This window comes from Reichenbachiella sp. MALMAid0571, from assembly GCF_040151475.1.
Classification (GTDB): domain Bacteria; phylum Bacteroidota; class Bacteroidia; order Cytophagales; family Cyclobacteriaceae; genus CAXBNB01.
On sequence record NZ_JBDKWG010000104.1, the window covers coordinates 44,335 to 60,435 of the forward strand.

Consider the following 16,101-nt stretch of genomic DNA (forward strand, 5'->3'; position numbering starts at 1 on the left):
TGGATTAGAAAAAACCTTCTATACCTTTTATTCTGGTACAGAAATCATAATTTTTTCCTAATGTGTTTTTTAGAAAACACCAAAAACAGTAAAATCAATTTCTAAATCTATCCAGTTTGAGCTTAGCCTCTCGGGGGTTGAAAGACATTGTAAATATGCTCTTGATAAAACAGGCTGGCATACTGTGTATTACTCAATTGGAAAGAAGTGAATTCAGTATTAGCAAATAACTTGGTCTTGGCAATGAAAGTACTGCCACAACATGCGCAACTACAAAATGGAGAACATAAGTCCAATTCATTGTGGGCATCCTGATCTCCCTGATTATGTAAATGCATTTCCTGACCACACTCATCTTTTTTCAAAGTATCAGAACATGGCATCAAAGTCAACACCAAAAGAAAAATGGCTAGTATGGCTGCTATTTTTTTCACTTCGTAAAAATAAGGAAAGTGAATAGAAATGTTAATGAATTGAAATAAAAACAAAATGACTAAATTTACATTACTATGGATAAAACACCAACCATATTTATTTCATACAATCCTAAATCCGAGGAAGAACAAACTTTAGCGGTAAGGTTGCACAGTATTGGAGCTGTAAGTGGATTCAAAGTTTTCTTGCCTGATCGTTATAATTCAGACAAATCATTAGATTTTGAAACAAAAAATAGAATTGACGAATCTGATTTTTTTATAATTTTTCCTACAATGAGCCTAAGTAAGATTGTTCAAGAGGAAATAGATTATGCGTTCAAAAGATTTAAAGATAAATCTAAAATATTGGTGATTGACGATCAATTAAGAGGAATTAAAATAAAAAAATCTCACCTATTCACAAAAATCAGTTTTAACTCTGAAACAGAATCCATAGACGAGGCAACTCGTAAAGTTTTAGAAATCATCAAAAGCATTGAAAGTTCAAAAAGCACAGTAAATGGTTTTTTGGCTTTATTAGGAATTGGGTTAGGGCTATTTATTCTTTCAGAAATTTTCAAGGAAAAATAATAGTATTTTGAAAAGAAAAGCAATAGTTGATACTACTGTTCTTGCTTATTCAATGGATTTGAAACAGATTAATCTTTTAAGTAATCTAAAAAACCTTTTTTCTGAAATACTAATCCCAGAATGTGTTAGAGATGAATTTGATCCAAAATATGGGACTGCTCAATTTTCTAAGAGAAAAGAGTTTATCAATAATTTGAAAATTGATTATGGGTTCTACAAACTTTGCACGACAAAAGACCCTATAGTGTTTGATTCCGTTTCAGCCAAGAGGGGATACATAAAGGAGAAGCTGAAGCAATTGCCCAGGCAAGAAAAAGAGAAATACGCCTAATACTAACGGATGACAAAAATTACATTCAATTGATAGAAGACAGGTTCTCCGATATTAAAGTTTTCAATACAATATCTCTTTTGGCATTATTAGAAACACAAAAACTAATTGACAATTACACTGATTGCATTTTAGAATTGCACCAGCTTCAAAATTTTAAAAGTAAATACTTAAGAGTCTCTTACCTAAAAGCTCTTGAGTTCTTAGGTATTTCACTAAACAAAAAAACATTGTCAAATAAGACTAGCATAAACAAGTTGAAAAAATCTAAAAACCTTGCAAAGTAGGAATTTAGCAGTTTTATAAAATTTGTTCTGGTATCAAGACATAAACAAAAAAGGTCACCGTTTCTGATGACCTTTTGGTGGGCGCTGAGGGATTCGAACCCCCGACTCTCCCGATGAAAATCGGGATGCTCTGAACCAAAATCAGTTAACCAGTTAATTATTACCCTCTCCAATAAGTCCATTTATCTTTTTCCTGCTTTTCCAACTCTTTACCTGTCTTTCTCGTGCATAAGCTTCTGATTTTGACAAATACTCCTCGTTGTAAACAATGACCCAATCATTTACCTTTCCAGTAAATCCTTTATGATGTGCATTATGTTTCGATAACCTACTTTCCATATTATTAGTATGCCCGATATAAAACCGATCTAAGGACTTTGAATAAATTATATAGAAATAATAGTAGGTCATAAACAAAAAAAGGTCACCGTTTCTGATGACCTTTTGGTGGGCGCTGAGGGATTCGAACCCCCGACCCTCTGGGTGTAAACCAGATGCTCTGAACCAACTGAGCTAAGCGCCCTTGAATTGGGAGTGCAAATGTAGTTTTGTTATTTATAATTGCAAATCAATTTTCAAATATTTTTAACTTAAAGCATGATTTAAATAATCATTAAATTTTTTGGCCTTTTTGTAGGTCTCTATCGCATCTTTATAAAATCCTCCGGATACTAATTCCTTGTCGCTATAGTTCTTTATTACATAAAAACTTTTGAACCTGAGAAGTTCAATATTCGGATGGTCTTTCGGATATCCTTTGGGAGCAGTTTTTAATGTATCTCCTTTAATATCCACAAAAGTAGATTTGAAGTCTTCACTTTCTATCAATTGTTTTAATCCTTCAGGATTGTAGTCAATTTCCTGTCGGATTGCAGCCAGTTTTTCCGCAGCAGGCATATAAATGCCCCCACCGACAAAAGAATTTTGCGGTTTGATATGAATGTAATATCCTGTCCCTTCAGATTTTTTGCCCATGTTGCCCATCAATGCACCAAAATTAGTTTTATACGGTGTTTTGTCATTGCTGAAGCGTATGTCACGATTGATACGAAAAGCACAGTTTTTCGACTCTACTCCTGCCAGGCTTTCATCAAATTGTGCGATATCATTGATGATATTATCGACCAATTCCAAAAAATCGGATCGTCTTGCCTGATACGTTTTTCTATTGGCATCAAACCACTCTTTGGTGTTGTTACTATTTAACTCACTTAAGAATTTCAGGGTGTCATTTAGTTCCATATCTCTTTTGTTTCAATCAATTTTTCCATTGTCATACTCCGCGAACCTTTGATAAGTACGGTTGAGTCAGAAATTGGATTTTCTTTAAGAAAAGAAATTAACTCGCTAACAATAGAAAAAACCCCAGGTGTCTTACCAGTTGCTGCTTTTTGGTATTCTTCCCCCACAAAAAAAGCTTCGGAAATGCCTATAGATTTCACACTATCAACAATTTCACAATGACTCTTTTGACTGTATGCACCAAGTTCTTTCATGTCGCCAAGCAATGCGATCTTCTTAGTATTTTCAAAAGAAGACAAGTAGTCTAATGCAGCTTTAGTAGAATCCGGATTGGCATTGTAGGCATCTAAAATGATTGTATTACTGCCTATCTTCATCACCTGAGAACGGTTATTATCCGGGGCATAGCTGTCGATGGCTTCATAGGCTTTGCTCATGTCCGCATTGAAATACCCGGCAATAGCCAAGGCTGCACTGGCATTCATGAAATTGTGTTTTCCTACCAAATGTGTTTGATGTTTTGTTCCATCCTTATCCTGATATTCAACGAATGGAGAAGTATTTTTTAAGGTACAATTACCTGCCGGAAAAAATATCGGAGATTCAAAGCGTTTAGACATGTTGTACAACACTTCATCTTCCTTATTTACAAATCCCACTCCGTTATTCTTCAACAAATAATCAAAAAGTTCACTTTTTGCCCTGATCAGGTTATCCCTGCCACCAAACTCACCAATATGAGCAGTGCCAATATTCGTAATAACGCCATGTGTGGGTTTGGCAATCTCACAATATAAAGCGATCTCTCCAAGGTGGTTAGCACCCATTTCCACAATAGCAATATCCAACTTACTATCCATTGCCAGCAAAGTCAATGGCACACCGATATGGTTGTTTAAATTCCCGACGGTGCTTTGCACTCTAAAGGATGTGTCAAGTACTCTTGTAATTAATTCTTTTGTCGTTGTTTTTCCATTTGATCCTGTAATAGCCAATACATGCCCAGTGAAATGGTTTCTGTGGAATGTTGCCAACTGCTGAAGTGTTTCCAGTACATTATCTACCTGAATAAAGTTGGTGTTGACACCAGCTTTCGGATCGTCAACTACTGCATACTTTGCCCCATTGTCAAGTGCTTGTTTGGCATATTGATTGCCATCAAAGTTTGACCCTTTTAAGGCAAAAAAGAGGTCTCCTTTATTAATTTTTCTTGTATCAATACAAACCCCTGAACACTCAAGGTATTTTGTATATAAAATATTAATTGAATCTGTCAAAAGAGTATTGTTCGCATGATTTGAGTCACAAATATATTATTTTTTCGTGCTTAGACTCAAAAAAGATCAATTCGTAATTTAGGGTGCAAATTGTAAGTTTTCAGTAAAAGCTTCATCATTGAGTGTAGCGAGAAAGACAAGTATCAAATTTGCTTCCTGATCTTCTAAATGAAAATCAATTAGAGTATTTGAAAGGGTTTTACTTTCTTTCATACCATTTTGATAATGATTTATTACATTTCTAAGAGACTCAAATCGGCCGTCGTGCATATAGGGAGCAGTATATTTAAGATTGCGCAATGTTGGCGTTTTGAATTTTCCAAGATCCATAGAATCCAGAGTAATTCTGTATCTCCCCGCCCTAACGTCTTCATTGGCTATTGGAAAATCATCATCAATGCCATTGTTGTGAAATAAATTATCTGTAAACAATGGTGGGATATGGCAAGAGCTGCATTTTTGGATAAAAATTTTCTGTCCTTTTAATTCGTCCTCCAAAAATTGATTCTCACCTCTTTGGACTTGGTCATATTTGGAATTGGCTGAAACCAGGGTTCGCTGGAATTGTGCCAAAGCCCTGGCAATGTAGGCAGACGAAACCTGATTTATTCCAAATGTTTTTTGAAATCGTTTTTTGTATTTGGCGTTTTCATTTAGGTATTTCACAATCTCTTTTAAGTCTCCACCCATTTCATCGGAGCTGGTAAGAGCAGCAAATGGAAGTGATTCAAGGTTTTTGACCCCACCATCCCAGAATAAATTATCCATCCATGCCAGATTGATCAGGGCGGGGGAGTTCCTTTTAAGCATGTTACCTGAAATCCCGGAGGAGCTCAGCTTTTGTCCATCTGAAAAAGACAACTGCTGTAAATGACAAGTCGCACAAGATATTTTGCCGGAAGCAGATAGAGCAGGATCATAAAACAACATCCTGCCCAGCTCTACCCCCTCCACGGTAAGTGGGTTTCTGACAGGAAAATCTTTTGGTTTTGGAAAAAAGCTCGGGTAATTTAACTCCAACTTTGTTGGTTCATCAACTTTCGAGCATCCTGCCAAAACCAAAACAATGAGTATATAATACGGTTTTTTCAAATTACGCTGACCCATAAAACAGTATCGAAACATTTGAAGTTAAATTTACCCCAATAAGTATAAAGGGGCAGACAATAGGCGTTGTTATATTGAATCAAAAGGAACAAGTGAATAGATTAATTCTACAAATACTGACAATAGGCTTATGGCTGGTAAGTTGCGGCGGAGACAATAGCAACCAAATAACAGCACCAACCCCATACAATTTAGATGTCCCCTTCTATTTTGGTGAAAATTACGAATTACCAAAAGAGAATCCTTTGACAATAGAAGGTGTGGAATTGGGTAGGATGCTTTTTTATGAAAAAAAACTATCCAGAGACAACACGATTTCATGTAGCTCCTGCCATCAGCAAGACAAGGCATTCACCGACGGCCTTCCGGTAAGCATAGGAATTGATGGCCAGCATTTGACGAAAAGTGCCATGTCGCTGGTGAATATGCCCTGGTCGTCTCATTTTTTTTGGAACGGGAGGGCTGAAAGTTTGGAAGTACAGGCATTAGAACCTATTGAAAACCCTTTGGAAATGGATCAATCTTTAGACGAAACTGTCTCCAAACTGCAAAATACTGAGATTTATCCGGATCGATTTTTTAAGGCTTTTGGAAACAAAACAATCACCACAGAAAATATTGGGAAAGCTCTGGCTCAATTCCAGCGAACGTTGATTTCCGCCAATTCTAAATATGACAAATATATAGTTGGCGATGCAGAGTTAACCGAACAAGAAAGCCTTGGCATGGAATTATTTTTTACACACCCTGAGCCTTCCAGTTCGATCAGAGGAGGCAATTGCGGCGATTGTCATGTGAATTTTCTGACATCTGGGGTAAACGATAATTTTGATGGGTTTAAAAATAATGGTTTAGATAATGATAGTGGTTTGGAAGATGGATTGGCTGCTGTCACTGGATTTCCTTCAGACAAAGGGAAGTTTAAAGTGCCAAGTTTGAGGAATATTGCGTTGACAGCACCATATATGCATGATGGCAGATTTTCTACTTTAGAAGAAGTTCTGGATCATTACAATGAAGGAATAATAAGGAGTGAAACATTAGATCCGTTGATCCTTGCAGCAAGCAATGAAAATATTGTACCGAATGAAGATATTAAGTTACATTTAACCGATGAAGAAAAGGAAGCTATAATAGCTTTTTTAAAAACCCTCACAGATTATAATTTTATCACTGATGAAAAATTTTCAGACCCTTTTTAGTGTTGCTTTTTTGATGACCATACTACTTATAGCAAGTGGCTGTGGGTCAGAAAATGATGTAGATTTCAATGATTCCCTTACCTTGGAATTTAAAGCAATAGCCAACGGACAACCATTAGCTTTCAATACAGCAAATTATACTACTGCCTCCGGAAATGTAATTTCTATAGACAGGATGAAATTTTATCTGAGTAACCTCCAACTTATTAATTCGGAAACGGGAGAAGCTTTTGTAGAACAGGATGGCTATCATCTGGTAAGCTTAAATGACGAACAAGAAGAATATTCCTTCACCATTGAAAATTTGCGAAGTGATTTTAAGTTTGACAAGATTAAATTCGCTATTGGAGTAGATGCAGATAAAAATGCTTCCATTGATAATGTGGGGGATTTAGACCCCACCAATGATATGGCCTGGAACTGGAATACAGGCTATAAGTTTTTCTTAATGGAAGGCCTTTTCTACCCCGGAGTAGATCAGGAAAACCAAGGGTTGGTTTTGCATATTGGCCTGGACAGAAATTTTAAAACCCTGGAGTTTTTAGCAGATAACCATATAGATATTGCAGGTTCAAATACACTTCATTTTACTTTGGATGGCCTTGCTCCATTTAATTCGCCAAATGTGATTGACCTCACAAGCAAATCATCATACATGGTGGATGAAGACTCAAATAAAATTGCCGAAAACTATGCTACAGGATTGATCAGACTTTCCTCAACAGAGCGATAATTTTTTAAATTTGAATATGGGTCATCGTATTTCGTTGTTTTTATTCCTCTTCTTCTGCACGACAATACCTGCACTTTCCCAAATTGAGTTTAGCTACAATTCCGAAATCAAGTTTATAGAAAATGGCAAAGAACTTAAGTTTCCTTTTGCGGGAGGACTTAATTCAGCTCAATATGGTTCTATAGACCTCAACCTTGACAATATCCCGGATTTAGTCGTTTTCGACCGCTCTTCAGACAAATTGATCACTTTTATATCCACTGGTTCAGAATATGAATATGCACCTCAATTCGAACACCATTTTCCACCAAATATCCAAAATTGGATGGTACTCGCTGACTACAATTGTGATGGGAAAATGGATATATTCACCTATACCAACCTGGGAATTCGGGTTTTTAAAAATATAAGCACATCACAGCTTGAATGGGAATTAGCTGAAAACCCAATTTTCACTCAAGGCTCTTCCTCAATGATCAATCTGAGTGTCAACTCCACAGACATTCCGGCAGTCGTCGATCTGGATGGAGATTCAGATTTAGACATTCTGGTATATAATTTTGCATCCGGTGGTTTAATTGAACATCATAAAAATATGGCAATTGAAAACAATGGTAATTGCAATACATTAGAGTATGTAAGGGTATCTCAGCGATATGGTGACTTTGAAGAGTGTACATGCGATGAATTTGTGTTTTCCGGGGAGTCATGTAACTCCGGTGGCAGAACATTACACGTAGGAGGAAAGGCTATCCTGGCATTTGACAATGACAATGATGGGGATTTGGAATTGGTGATCGGACAGGAAACTTGTACAGATCTGAGTATAATTGAAAACAAAGGGACTTCTTCAACAGCAGTTTTCGATTCTTTTTCCAATTTCTTTCCGGAAAAAAATACAGTAGTCAGTTTTGAACAATTCCCTGCACCTTTTCTGGTTGATGTCAATTTTGATGGATTGAAGGATATTATTTTATCTCCCTGCATCCGGTCAAATCCGGGAGGATTAATTGACAACACCAATTCTAACTGGTTATATATCAACCATGGAAGTGAAGAAGTTCCGGATTTTAAATTTGACAGTAAAAATTTCCTGCAGGCAAATATGATTGATGTTGGGGATTTTTCTTATCCTACATTCTTAGATGTAGATGGGGATTTGGATGAAGATCTTCTTGTAGGAAATCAAGGAACAAACAAAAATGGAAATTATAGTGCTTCAATTCGCTTATATTCAAAAACTGTTGAGGGATTTGTGCTAACTGAGGATGATTATGCTTCCTTATCTCATCTAAATTTCACCTATTTAAATTCGTCATTTGTAGATATCAATGAGGATGGAAAACTCGATATGGTCATTACAGCACTGGACGAAAATGATGATCCGGGACTATTTTACATATTAAATACCTCAACGAACAATATTTCCAAATTTGAGGCATCTCAGATCAAGACCATACCAACCTCTGTAGGAGCTTTTGATAATGCCAAAATGTTTGACATAAACTCAGATGGAGTATTGGATTTACTCTTAGGCAAATCCAATGGAAAACTTGAATACTACGTTAATACAGGGTCAAATCTCTCACCAAACTTTACGCTAGAAAATGATGCTTTTCTGGGACTAGAATTCAGAGGAACAAACAGTAATCTGAACATTACAGTAGCGGATGTTGATGGTGATAATCTGGCAGATTTAATCACCACCGATAGATCTGGTGTGATGAAAGTATATTTAGATTTCGTAAACTCAACAGATGAACCTCAAATCAATCTGCTGAAAACAGAAAGTAGCATTGAAAATACCCCCACTATACTGGGAAGAATTACGCATCCTTCTATAGGGAAGATAGATGGTAAAACCATGATAGCCATAGGAAATATCAGAGGAGGAATTACCCTATTGGAATCTAATAACGGTAACAATACTGAACCTGACGCATTACAACTTACTGTATTTCCAAATCCGAGTAAAGTGGATAAGGTAGTGAAATTTCATACAACCAACGATCAGGCTCAACTTGAGATTTTCGGTATTTCCGGAAACAGGCTTCTGGAATCAGTAACAATTACCGCAAATGAAGTTTTAGACCTTAATTTATCCGGTTATAGAAATGGATTGTACTTTGCCAGAATCAGAAAAAATAAATCAACCAAAACGGTAAAGTTTATTTTGGGGAATGGATCAAATGCTCTCTAGCATGTTTTTTTGAACCAACATTTTTCTGAGCTCTGTCCACTCCATAGTGTCCACTTTCTCTTTAGGAATAATAATAGGGTTTGCAGGTGAAGAAAATAAAAACATACTGGTTTCTGTCTCTGCGGCATTTTTGATTGAAGACCAATCATAAGTTGTTTCTGCTTTGGGATGTTTGTGACTAATTTTTTCTGCACTAATGTCTATTTCATTCATTCCCAAATCTTCACTATTCTCTACACTGGATTTTGCTCTTCCGAGTGCTTTTGCTATCAGCCTTTTGGGATAAAACAGTACCCACAAAGCGGACATAAGCACCACCATCAAAGCATTTTGCATTATCAGTTCCCCACTCTGAAACTTGTAATACATAAAAACTCCAAACACAACTGGAACTACCAGAGTCATCATCAGTTTGGTTTTTTGAAATTGCTTATTTGTCAACAGATGGTATTTATGAAACTCCATCCAATCATCCACATCGATGTTAAATTTCAACTGCATAGTTTTCTCAATCAATTTTAAACGTATCGGAATCCTTCAAAAAAGGATATCTGATTCTAAACTCATTAATGCTTTCTTTATTCAAAGAAATAGAAATCACAGCTTCTTTATTCTCTTGCATCTCCAGAGTATTTCCCAGAAAATCATACACTCCCGAATGTCCAACATACTCATGCCCTGCATCATCGCTTCCAATTCTGTTCACTCCGGCTACATAGCATTGATTTTCTATCGCACGGGCTTTGAGCAATGTGTCCCATGCTCCTATTCTTGGCTTTGGCCAATTTGCAACATAAACCAAAAGATCATAGTCATATTGATCAGATTTTCCATCAATATGATTTCTCGCCCAGACAGGAAATCGCAGGTCATAACATATCATCGGGCAGATTTTCCATCCTTTCCATTCAAAAATCAATCGCTTATTCCCGCTGATATATGGCTTGTCTTCTCCTCCCAATCCAAATAGGTGTCTTTTATCGTAATACTCAGTTTTTCCATCAGGAAAGACAGCATAAAGTCGATTGTAGTTAGACCCGTTTTCTTTCACCATGTAACTCCCCATCACCAAAGCCGACTTTTCTTTTGCCATTTGATGCATCCATTTATAGGTATTTGTAGATGGAGGTTCAGCCAATTTATTGGCATTCATAGAAAATCCAGTAGTAAACATTTCAGGCAATATGATCACATCGGTTTCTCCAACTTCAGACCATATTTTTTCTTCAAACATAGCCATGTTAGCAGAGGGGCTCTCCCAATGTAATTCGGATTGAATTAATGATATTTTTAAATCTTGCATAATATTTCGGCGGCTTCTATCAGTGAGTCTTCATCTTTTGCAAAACAAAACCTCAGTAATCTATTGTCTGTCCTGTCTTGGTAAAAAACAGAAAAAGGAATGGATGCTACCCCATATTCTTTGGTAAATTTTTCAGCGACAAGCACATCAGGTTCATTTGATATTGCTCTATATGAAAACGTCTGGAAATATGTTCCGGATGATTTTAGTGGTTTAAATCTGGATTTTTTCATTAACGCTAAAAATAAATCTCGTTTGCTCTGGAAAAAAGAAGGAAGACTATAATAATGATCCGGATTTTGCAAATAATCTGTCATCGCAAATTGTATCGGTGTATTAACGCTAAAAACCAGAAACTGATGAATCTTTTTTATCTCATTCGTTATCTTCTTTGACGCCACACTATACCCCATCTTCCAACCGGTAGCATGAAATGTTTTTCCAAATGAAAATACGGCTATGCTTTTTTCTCTCAGGATTTCATTGGATAATACCGAATGATGCCTGGAATTATCAAAAATAATGTGTTCATAGACTTCATCACTCAACACAAAAATGTCTTTGTTTTTAATCAATTCAGCCAATCTGTCAACATCATTTTTGCTCAAAATGGCTCCTGAAGGATTCTGAGGAGTATTGATAATGACCATTTTTGTTTTATTGGTAATTTTCTTTTCTACCTCCTCCCAGGGAATAGAGAAATCAGGGAAGCTGAGCTGTATAGGAATAGGAATTCCCTTATTCAACAAAATAGCCGGATGATAACTATCGTAAGCCGGCTCAAAATAAATGACCTCATCATTAGAATGAACCAATGCTGTAATGGTCGCAAAAATAGCTTCAGTAGCTCCTGATGTCACCGTAATATGATCATCGGCATTCGTATGCCAGCCATGTGTTCGGCTGACTTTATCACTGATTCTTTGTCTCAGTTGGGGCAGCCCGGGCATAGGAGCATATTGATTGTACCCTTTTTTCATATAGAAATGAACCAGCTCGACGAGCTCAGGAGAAATGTCAAAACCAGGGTAGCCTTGTGAGAGGTTGATGGCATTGTAATCAGCCGCCATTTTAGACATAATCGTAAAAATTGATGTCTCTGTATCAGCTAACTTCGATCGCATCAAATTATCTTTTCCCAGGGATTTTTATTTTATAATCGGCATCACATTTCCCCTTGCTGATGTTCTGAAGTTTTCCTTTCAAAAGGCGTTTTTTAAAAGGCGTTAAATAATCCGTGAAAAGTATGCCTTCTATGTGATCATATTCATGCTGAATTATTCGTGCCTTCATTCCATCAAATTCTTCCTCATGCTCTACCCAGTTTTCGTCCAGATAATTGATAATCAACTTTGGGGGGCGGCTTACCTCTTCCCTGATTCCCGGGATACTCAGGCAACCCTCTTCAAACTTCCAGGGCTCACCCTTTTCTTCAACAATCTCAGGATTAATAAAAACCTTTTTAAAATCTGACATATCCTCTTCCTCATCATTAAGCGGACTACCATCTACTACAAACATACGGATCGACATACCTATTTGAGGAGCCGCCAGACCAATACCTCCTGCCTGGTACATCGTCTCAAACATATCTGCGGTTAATTTCTTGACATCTGTACTTTCTCTATCAATTTCATCCGCCATTCTTTTTAAGACCGGATCCCCATATACAACTATCGGATAAATCATATTCGTGATTCTAAAAACGACTGCAATATTATTGTTGCACTCAGTTTATCAACATTTTCTTTTTTTCTTCTTTCGGATTTTCGCATTCCTCCATCTATCATAGATTGAAATGCCATCTTGCTCGTGAACCGCTCGTCCACTTGTCGAATAGGCATGCCAGGAAACTCTTTTTCAAGCAAAGTTATAAAAGCACGGACATAAGAAGTGCTATCAGTATCATTATTCTGAAGGTTTTTGGGCATTCCTATAACTATCTCTTCGATATTCTCACTAATGTGGTATTGTTTCAAAAAAGACATTACTTGTTTGGTAGGGTAGGTATCTAAAGGTGTAGCAATGATTTTAGAAGGGTCTGTTACAGCTATTCCTGTTCTTTTCCGGCCATAGTCTATTGCCAGTATTCTACCCATAATTAATTCAAAGATGAATTGGAGCTAAGAAGATTGTGTACCCTTTTCTCCAAAGTAAGTGCCTTTGGAAATAATATTTGATTTTCAATCGATGCGTGATGGATGAGATCATGATCAAACTGTTGCAACTCCTGCAAAATGACTTTTAATCGAATGTCTTTAATGTCTTCCAGCCTGTACTGATGTGTTATTCCACGAATACCATTCATCTCATCGTCAGAATCACCATGATGAAGTGCAAATTCCTGGATTGAAAAATTATTTCCTCCAAAAAAGAAATCCGAAGGGGCTTTCACACCTTTCAAAATCGTTTCTAAAACAACTACATAATGAAAAAACCTGTCTTCTTCTTCGTGAATGTGTTTGATGAAGTCCTCTACAAATAATGGCATGACAAATTTCAAATCATTGATCATGTCGGAAGGTTCCTGATGGTCAATATCATTGATCAACCGAAGTATATATGGTAACCGATCTTTGATAAACAACTGGTGTGAATGCTTCAGGTATTCAATAATCAATCTGGCAGGATATTTTCTAAGCTCTTCTGCTGACAATGCTTTTTTATCATTGGTCTCCAAAAGGTATTTTAATCTGCTTTCATCCAGATTATTTTCTAAACAAACTTCGCTAAGTGTCTTACTTCTGTTTTCATAAAACTGCACTCCAAAATAGTCAAGCACCTTTGCGTACACAAAGTTTTCATCTACCAGAAACTCAATCGCTTTGTTGATCATCTAATCCTGAGTTAAAATATCCTCAAAGATAAAGAATTGGTTGGTTAGGAAAAAAGAATCAGAGGACTTAGTGCTGAAATATGATATTCGCAGATTAAAGTATGAAGTGTAAAGATCTTTCAAAAATCAATTTATAATCTCCATAATGAGATTTACATATAATTTGCCTACATTTGCGGACTTTTAATCCGTGGACGTGATCCACACATTGAAAAATTTAATAATTAATGGCAACTAGAATTAGATTAGCGCGTCGAGGACGCAAAAAGAAGGCGATGTACGATGTAGTCGTAGCTGACGCCAGAGCGCCACGTGATGGCCGATTTATCGAAAAGATAGGGACATATAATCCTAACACCAACCCAGCATCTATCGTTTTGAATGACGACAAGGCTTTGGATTGGGTAATGACTGGTGCACAACCATCAGACACTGTGAAAGCTATTTTTTCATACCGGGGTATAATGTTGAAAAAACATTTACAAGTTGGTGTAAATAAAGGAGCAATAACTCAGGAACAAGCAGACTCAAAATTCGAAGAGTGGAAAACTGCTCAAGATGCTAAAGTTCAAGGAAAAGTGGATTCACTTTCTCAGAAAAAAGCATCAGATGCAAAAGCAAGACAGGAAGCAGAATCTAAAGTGAATGCAGCAAGGGCAGAAGCGATACAGGCTAAACGTGTAGTACCGGAACCAGAGGTTGAAGCTATAGAAGAAGAAGTAGCTGAAGCAACAGATGCTCAGGTAGAAGAAGTAAAAGCGGAAGAGGTTGTAGAAACTCCTGTTGAAGAGGTAAAAACAGAAGAAGTGGCTCCTGAAGTTAAAGAAGAAGCTCCTGCTACTGAAGAAAAGACAGAAGAAAAATAATAAGTCATGAGGGTAGATGATTGCTACCAGCTTGGTTTTGTTACTAAGACTCATGGCTTGAAAGGGGAAATCCAAATACTTTTGGACGTGGACATCCCCGAACAATATAAAAATTTGGAATCAATGTTTGTTTTAAGGAACAACACATTGGTTCCATTTTTTTTAGAACATATCCATATCCAGGGAAACAAAGCTTTGGTGAAAATTGATGAAGTTGATACAATAGAAGAAGCTAAAACATTTGTGTCTTCAGAAATATATTTGCCTTTATCTTTTCTTCCGGAATTAGAGGACAACCAATTCTATTTCCATGAGATCATTGGATATGAGCTGTTTGATGGTGAAAAATCAATTGGTAAAATCAAAAACATTTACACCTTATCTCCACAAGACTTGATAGAAGTAGATTATAATGGCGTAGAAATACTAGTACCATTAAATGATCACATCATCATAAAAGTGGACAAAAAACAAAGTAAAGTTTATGCGGAACTACCGATTGGGTTATTAGATGTTTATTTGAATGACAATGAGGATTGATATCATTACTTGCGTACCGGACTTGTTGACAAGCCCCTTTAGTCACAGCATACTTAAACGTGCTGAAGACAAGGGCTTGGCTAAAGTGGTTGTTCATAACTTAAGAGAGTATGGTAGCGGAAAACACAGCAATGTGGATGACTATGCTTTTGGCGGTGGGGCAGGAATGGTACTCATGATAGAACCCATTGACAGTTGTATCTCCAAGCTTAAATCCGAACGAAATTATGATGAGGTTATTTACCTCAGCCCCGATGGTGAACTTCTCAAACAAAACATTTCGAATGAACTTAGCCTCAAAAACAACATCATCATGCTTTGTGGGCATTACAAGGGAGTAGATGAACGAGTAAGAGAACATCTTATTACAAAAGAAATAAGTATTGGTGACTATGTATTGTCTGGAGGGGAACTGGCAGCCGCTGTTTTAGCAGACTCTATTATTCGCCTCATCCCAGGAGTATTAAATGATGAAACTTCAGCTCTGACTGATTCTTTTCAGGATGATCTTGTTTCCCCACCAGTGTACACCAGACCAGCAGATTATAATGGACTGAAAGTTCCTGAAGTCTTGACTTCAGGACATGAAGCTAAAATTCAACAATGGCGATTTGAACAGGCAGTCAAAAGAACCAAGGAAAGAAGACCTGATTTGTTGAAAAACAAAGAAGAATAATTAATTTCATTTTCCATATATAGGATAATTAATTTTTATCTCTATATTTGCACTCCGTTTTTTACGGGCATAAAAATACCGAATAAGATGAGCGATTTAATCAAAGTAATAGAAGACGAATATAGTGCTGTAAAAGGGTCTTTCCCTGCTTTCGGCTCTGGTGATACAGTAAATGTACACGTTAAAATTAAAGAGGGAAACAAGGAGAGGATTCAGCAGTTTCAAGGAACTGTAATGCAAAGAAAAAACCCTGGTACAAATGGAGAAACCTTCACAGTGAGAAAAATTGCCAGTGGTATTGCCGTTGAAAGAATATTTCCACTGATCTCTCCTAATATCGACAAGATAGAGGTACTTAGAAAGGGTAAGGTAAGAAGAGCAAGGTTGTTCTATCTGAGAGGAAGAAAAGGAAAAGCAGCAAGAATCAAGGAGAAACTTTAAGATTTTTTATAAATGTTTTAGAAAAAGCCAATCCTTTCAGGATTGGCTTTTTT

Annotated in this window: 21 protein-coding genes and 1 tRNA gene; 10 read left to right on the top strand and 12 right to left on the bottom strand. The window is 36.7% G+C overall.

The window, feature by feature from the left end; translation table 11 throughout:
• Window positions 1–122: 122 nt before the first annotated feature.
• On the bottom strand, window positions 123–434 hold the full coding sequence (locus AAOP42_RS05075) for a DUF6660 family protein (protein ID WP_349527379.1): 312 nt from the start codon (window positions 432–434) through the stop codon (window positions 123–125).
• A gap of 75 nt (window positions 435–509) precedes the next feature.
• On the opposite strand from AAOP42_RS05075, the gene AAOP42_RS05080 reads away from it, so the two are divergent.
• From AAOP42_RS05080 to AAOP42_RS23755, 3 genes are read left to right on the top strand one after another with little or no spacing between them, the layout of a single operon-like run.
• Window positions 510–1,007 (top strand): toll/interleukin-1 receptor domain-containing protein, encoded by a 498-nt coding sequence (locus tag AAOP42_RS05080; protein WP_349527380.1) that lies wholly within the window; start codon window positions 510–512, stop codon window positions 1,005–1,007.
• Between the two features lie 7 nt (window positions 1,008–1,014).
• Window positions 1,015–1,338, top strand: a complete 324-nt coding sequence (locus tag AAOP42_RS05085; protein WP_349527381.1) for a hypothetical protein — start codon at window positions 1,015–1,017, stop codon at window positions 1,336–1,338.
• The gene (locus AAOP42_RS23755) at window positions 1,329–1,625 is read left to right on the top strand and encodes a hypothetical protein (protein ID WP_502947647.1); all 297 of its coding nucleotides are present in this window, start codon (window positions 1,329–1,331) and stop codon (window positions 1,623–1,625) included. Before AAOP42_RS05085 ends, AAOP42_RS23755 begins: the two co-directional genes overlap by 10 nt.
• 153 nt (window positions 1,626–1,778) lie before the next feature.
• On the opposite strand, the gene AAOP42_RS05090 is transcribed toward AAOP42_RS23755, so the two are convergent.
• The 5 genes from AAOP42_RS05090 to AAOP42_RS05110 form a co-directional block, all read right to left on the bottom strand.
• Window positions 1,779–2,036 carry a GIY-YIG nuclease family protein gene (locus AAOP42_RS05090; protein ID WP_349527382.1) on the bottom strand — a complete coding sequence of 86 codons (258 nt, stop codon included), beginning with the start codon at window positions 2,034–2,036 and terminating at the stop codon, window positions 1,779–1,781.
• Between the two features lie 34 nt (window positions 2,037–2,070).
• Window positions 2,071–2,148: transfer RNA gene (locus AAOP42_RS05095), tRNA-Val, on the bottom strand.
• 62 nt (window positions 2,149–2,210) lie between these two features.
• Window positions 2,211–2,867: a DUF2461 domain-containing protein gene (locus AAOP42_RS05100; RefSeq protein ID WP_349527383.1), complete on the bottom strand. Its 657-nt coding sequence runs from the start codon at window positions 2,865–2,867 to the stop codon at window positions 2,211–2,213.
• Complete coding sequence (locus AAOP42_RS05105) at window positions 2,858–4,144, bottom strand: UDP-N-acetylmuramoyl-tripeptide--D-alanyl-D-alanine ligase (RefSeq protein WP_349527384.1); 1,287 nt, start codon at window positions 4,142–4,144, stop codon at window positions 2,858–2,860. The genes AAOP42_RS05100 and AAOP42_RS05105 overlap by 10 nt, the downstream gene beginning before the upstream one ends.
• Window positions 4,145–4,222: 78 nt before the next feature.
• Window positions 4,223–5,269, bottom strand: coding sequence for a cytochrome-c peroxidase (locus AAOP42_RS05110; RefSeq protein ID WP_349527385.1), 1,047 nt, complete (start codon window positions 5,267–5,269; stop codon window positions 4,223–4,225).
• Between the two features lie 74 nt (window positions 5,270–5,343).
• Here AAOP42_RS05110 and AAOP42_RS05115 point away from each other — a divergent pair, with 74 nt between their 5' ends.
• The 3 genes from AAOP42_RS05115 to AAOP42_RS05125 are packed head-to-tail and all read left to right on the top strand — an operon-like array spanning window position 5,344 to window position 9,386.
• On the top strand, window positions 5,344–6,453 hold the full coding sequence (locus AAOP42_RS05115; protein ID WP_349527386.1) for a cytochrome-c peroxidase: 1,110 nt from the start codon (window positions 5,344–5,346) through the stop codon (window positions 6,451–6,453).
• The gene (locus AAOP42_RS05120) at window positions 6,428–7,186 is read left to right on the top strand and encodes an MbnP family protein (RefSeq protein ID WP_349527387.1); all 759 of its coding nucleotides are present in this window, start codon (window positions 6,428–6,430) and stop codon (window positions 7,184–7,186) included. Before AAOP42_RS05115 ends, AAOP42_RS05120 begins: the two co-directional genes overlap by 26 nt.
• A gap of 16 nt (window positions 7,187–7,202) precedes the next feature.
• Complete coding sequence (locus AAOP42_RS05125; protein WP_349527388.1) at window positions 7,203–9,386, top strand: T9SS type A sorting domain-containing protein; 2,184 nt, start codon at window positions 7,203–7,205, stop codon at window positions 9,384–9,386.
• Here AAOP42_RS05125 and AAOP42_RS05130 read toward each other — a convergent pair.
• The 6 genes from AAOP42_RS05130 to AAOP42_RS05155 are packed head-to-tail and all read right to left on the bottom strand — an operon-like array spanning window position 9,372 to window position 13,525.
• Window positions 9,372–9,881: a YcxB family protein gene (locus tag AAOP42_RS05130; protein WP_349527389.1), complete on the bottom strand. Its 510-nt coding sequence runs from the start codon at window positions 9,879–9,881 to the stop codon at window positions 9,372–9,374. The genes AAOP42_RS05125 and AAOP42_RS05130 overlap by 15 nt on opposite strands.
• Window positions 9,882–9,894: 13 nt before the next feature.
• Window positions 9,895–10,689 (bottom strand): amidohydrolase, encoded by a 795-nt coding sequence (locus tag AAOP42_RS05135; protein WP_349527390.1) that lies wholly within the window; start codon window positions 10,687–10,689, stop codon window positions 9,895–9,897.
• The gene (locus AAOP42_RS05140; protein ID WP_349527391.1) at window positions 10,677–11,813 is read right to left on the bottom strand and encodes a methionine aminotransferase; all 1,137 of its coding nucleotides are present in this window, start codon (window positions 11,811–11,813) and stop codon (window positions 10,677–10,679) included. The genes AAOP42_RS05135 and AAOP42_RS05140 overlap by 13 nt, the downstream gene beginning before the upstream one ends.
• 4 nt (window positions 11,814–11,817) lie before the next feature.
• Entirely contained in the window at window positions 11,818–12,378 is a 561-nt protein-coding gene (gene def, locus AAOP42_RS05145) for a peptide deformylase (protein WP_349527392.1), read from the bottom strand.
• Entirely contained in the window at window positions 12,375–12,788 is a 414-nt protein-coding gene (gene ruvX / locus AAOP42_RS05150) for a Holliday junction resolvase RuvX (RefSeq protein ID WP_349527393.1), read from the bottom strand. The genes def and ruvX overlap by 4 nt, the downstream gene beginning before the upstream one ends.
• 2 nt (window positions 12,789–12,790) lie before the next feature.
• Window positions 12,791–13,525 (bottom strand): iron-sulfur cluster repair di-iron protein, encoded by a 735-nt coding sequence (locus AAOP42_RS05155; RefSeq protein ID WP_349527394.1) that lies wholly within the window; start codon window positions 13,523–13,525, stop codon window positions 12,791–12,793.
• 227 nt (window positions 13,526–13,752) lie between these two features.
• Here AAOP42_RS05155 and AAOP42_RS05160 point away from each other — a divergent pair, with 227 nt between their 5' ends.
• The 4 genes from AAOP42_RS05160 to rplS all read left to right on the top strand — a co-directional run bounded on the left by AAOP42_RS05160 (window position 13,753) and on the right by rplS (window position 16,048).
• A complete protein-coding gene (locus tag AAOP42_RS05160; RefSeq protein ID WP_349527395.1) occupies window positions 13,753–14,391 on the top strand; it encodes a 30S ribosomal protein S16 in 639 nt (212 codons plus the stop codon).
• A 6-nt stretch (window positions 14,392–14,397) separates the two neighbouring features.
• Entirely contained in the window at window positions 14,398–14,931 is a 534-nt protein-coding gene (gene rimM / locus AAOP42_RS05165) for a ribosome maturation factor RimM (RefSeq protein ID WP_349527396.1), read from the top strand.
• Entirely contained in the window at window positions 14,921–15,607 is a 687-nt protein-coding gene (gene trmD / locus AAOP42_RS05170; RefSeq protein ID WP_349527419.1) for a tRNA (guanosine(37)-N1)-methyltransferase TrmD, read from the top strand. Before rimM ends, trmD begins: the two co-directional genes overlap by 11 nt.
• A gap of 87 nt (window positions 15,608–15,694) precedes the next feature.
• The gene (rplS, locus tag AAOP42_RS05175; RefSeq protein ID WP_349527397.1) at window positions 15,695–16,048 is read left to right on the top strand and encodes a 50S ribosomal protein L19; all 354 of its coding nucleotides are present in this window, start codon (window positions 15,695–15,697) and stop codon (window positions 16,046–16,048) included.
• The last annotated feature ends 53 nt before the right edge of the window (window positions 16,049–16,101 follow it).

Coding starts and splice junctions, on each gene's coding strand:
- AAOP42_RS05125 (WP_349527388.1), top strand. CDS start 7,203: ATGGGTCATCGTATTTCGTTGTTTTTATTCCTCTTCTTCTGCACGACA.
- ruvX (WP_349527393.1), bottom strand. CDS start 12,788: ATGGGTAGAATACTGGCAATAGACTATGGCCGGAAAAGAACAGGAATA.
- AAOP42_RS05100 (WP_349527383.1), bottom strand. CDS start 2,867: ATGGAACTAAATGACACCCTGAAATTCTTAAGTGAGTTAAATAGTAAC.
- AAOP42_RS05140 (WP_349527391.1), bottom strand. CDS start 11,813: ATGCGATCGAAGTTAGCTGATACAGAGACATCAATTTTTACGATTATG.
- AAOP42_RS05120 (WP_349527387.1), top strand. CDS start 6,428: ATGAAAAATTTTCAGACCCTTTTTAGTGTTGCTTTTTTGATGACCATA.
- AAOP42_RS05135 (WP_349527390.1), bottom strand. CDS start 10,689: ATGCAAGATTTAAAAATATCATTAATTCAATCCGAATTACATTGGGAG.
- AAOP42_RS05160 (WP_349527395.1), top strand. CDS start 13,753: ATGGCAACTAGAATTAGATTAGCGCGTCGAGGACGCAAAAAGAAGGCG.
- AAOP42_RS05090 (WP_349527382.1), bottom strand. CDS start 2,036: ATGACCTACTATTATTTCTATATAATTTATTCAAAGTCCTTAGATCGG.
- def (WP_349527392.1), bottom strand. CDS start 12,378: ATGATTTATCCGATAGTTGTATATGGGGATCCGGTCTTAAAAAGAATG.
- AAOP42_RS05110 (WP_349527385.1), bottom strand. CDS start 5,269: ATGTTTCGATACTGTTTTATGGGTCAGCGTAATTTGAAAAAACCGTAT.
- rimM (WP_349527396.1), top strand. CDS start 14,398: ATGAGGGTAGATGATTGCTACCAGCTTGGTTTTGTTACTAAGACTCAT.
- AAOP42_RS05080 (WP_349527380.1), top strand. CDS start 510: ATGGATAAAACACCAACCATATTTATTTCATACAATCCTAAATCCGAG.
- rplS (WP_349527397.1), top strand. CDS start 15,695: ATGAGCGATTTAATCAAAGTAATAGAAGACGAATATAGTGCTGTAAAA.
- trmD (WP_349527419.1), top strand. CDS start 14,921: ATGAGGATTGATATCATTACTTGCGTACCGGACTTGTTGACAAGCCCC.
- AAOP42_RS05155 (WP_349527394.1), bottom strand. CDS start 13,525: ATGATCAACAAAGCGATTGAGTTTCTGGTAGATGAAAACTTTGTGTAC.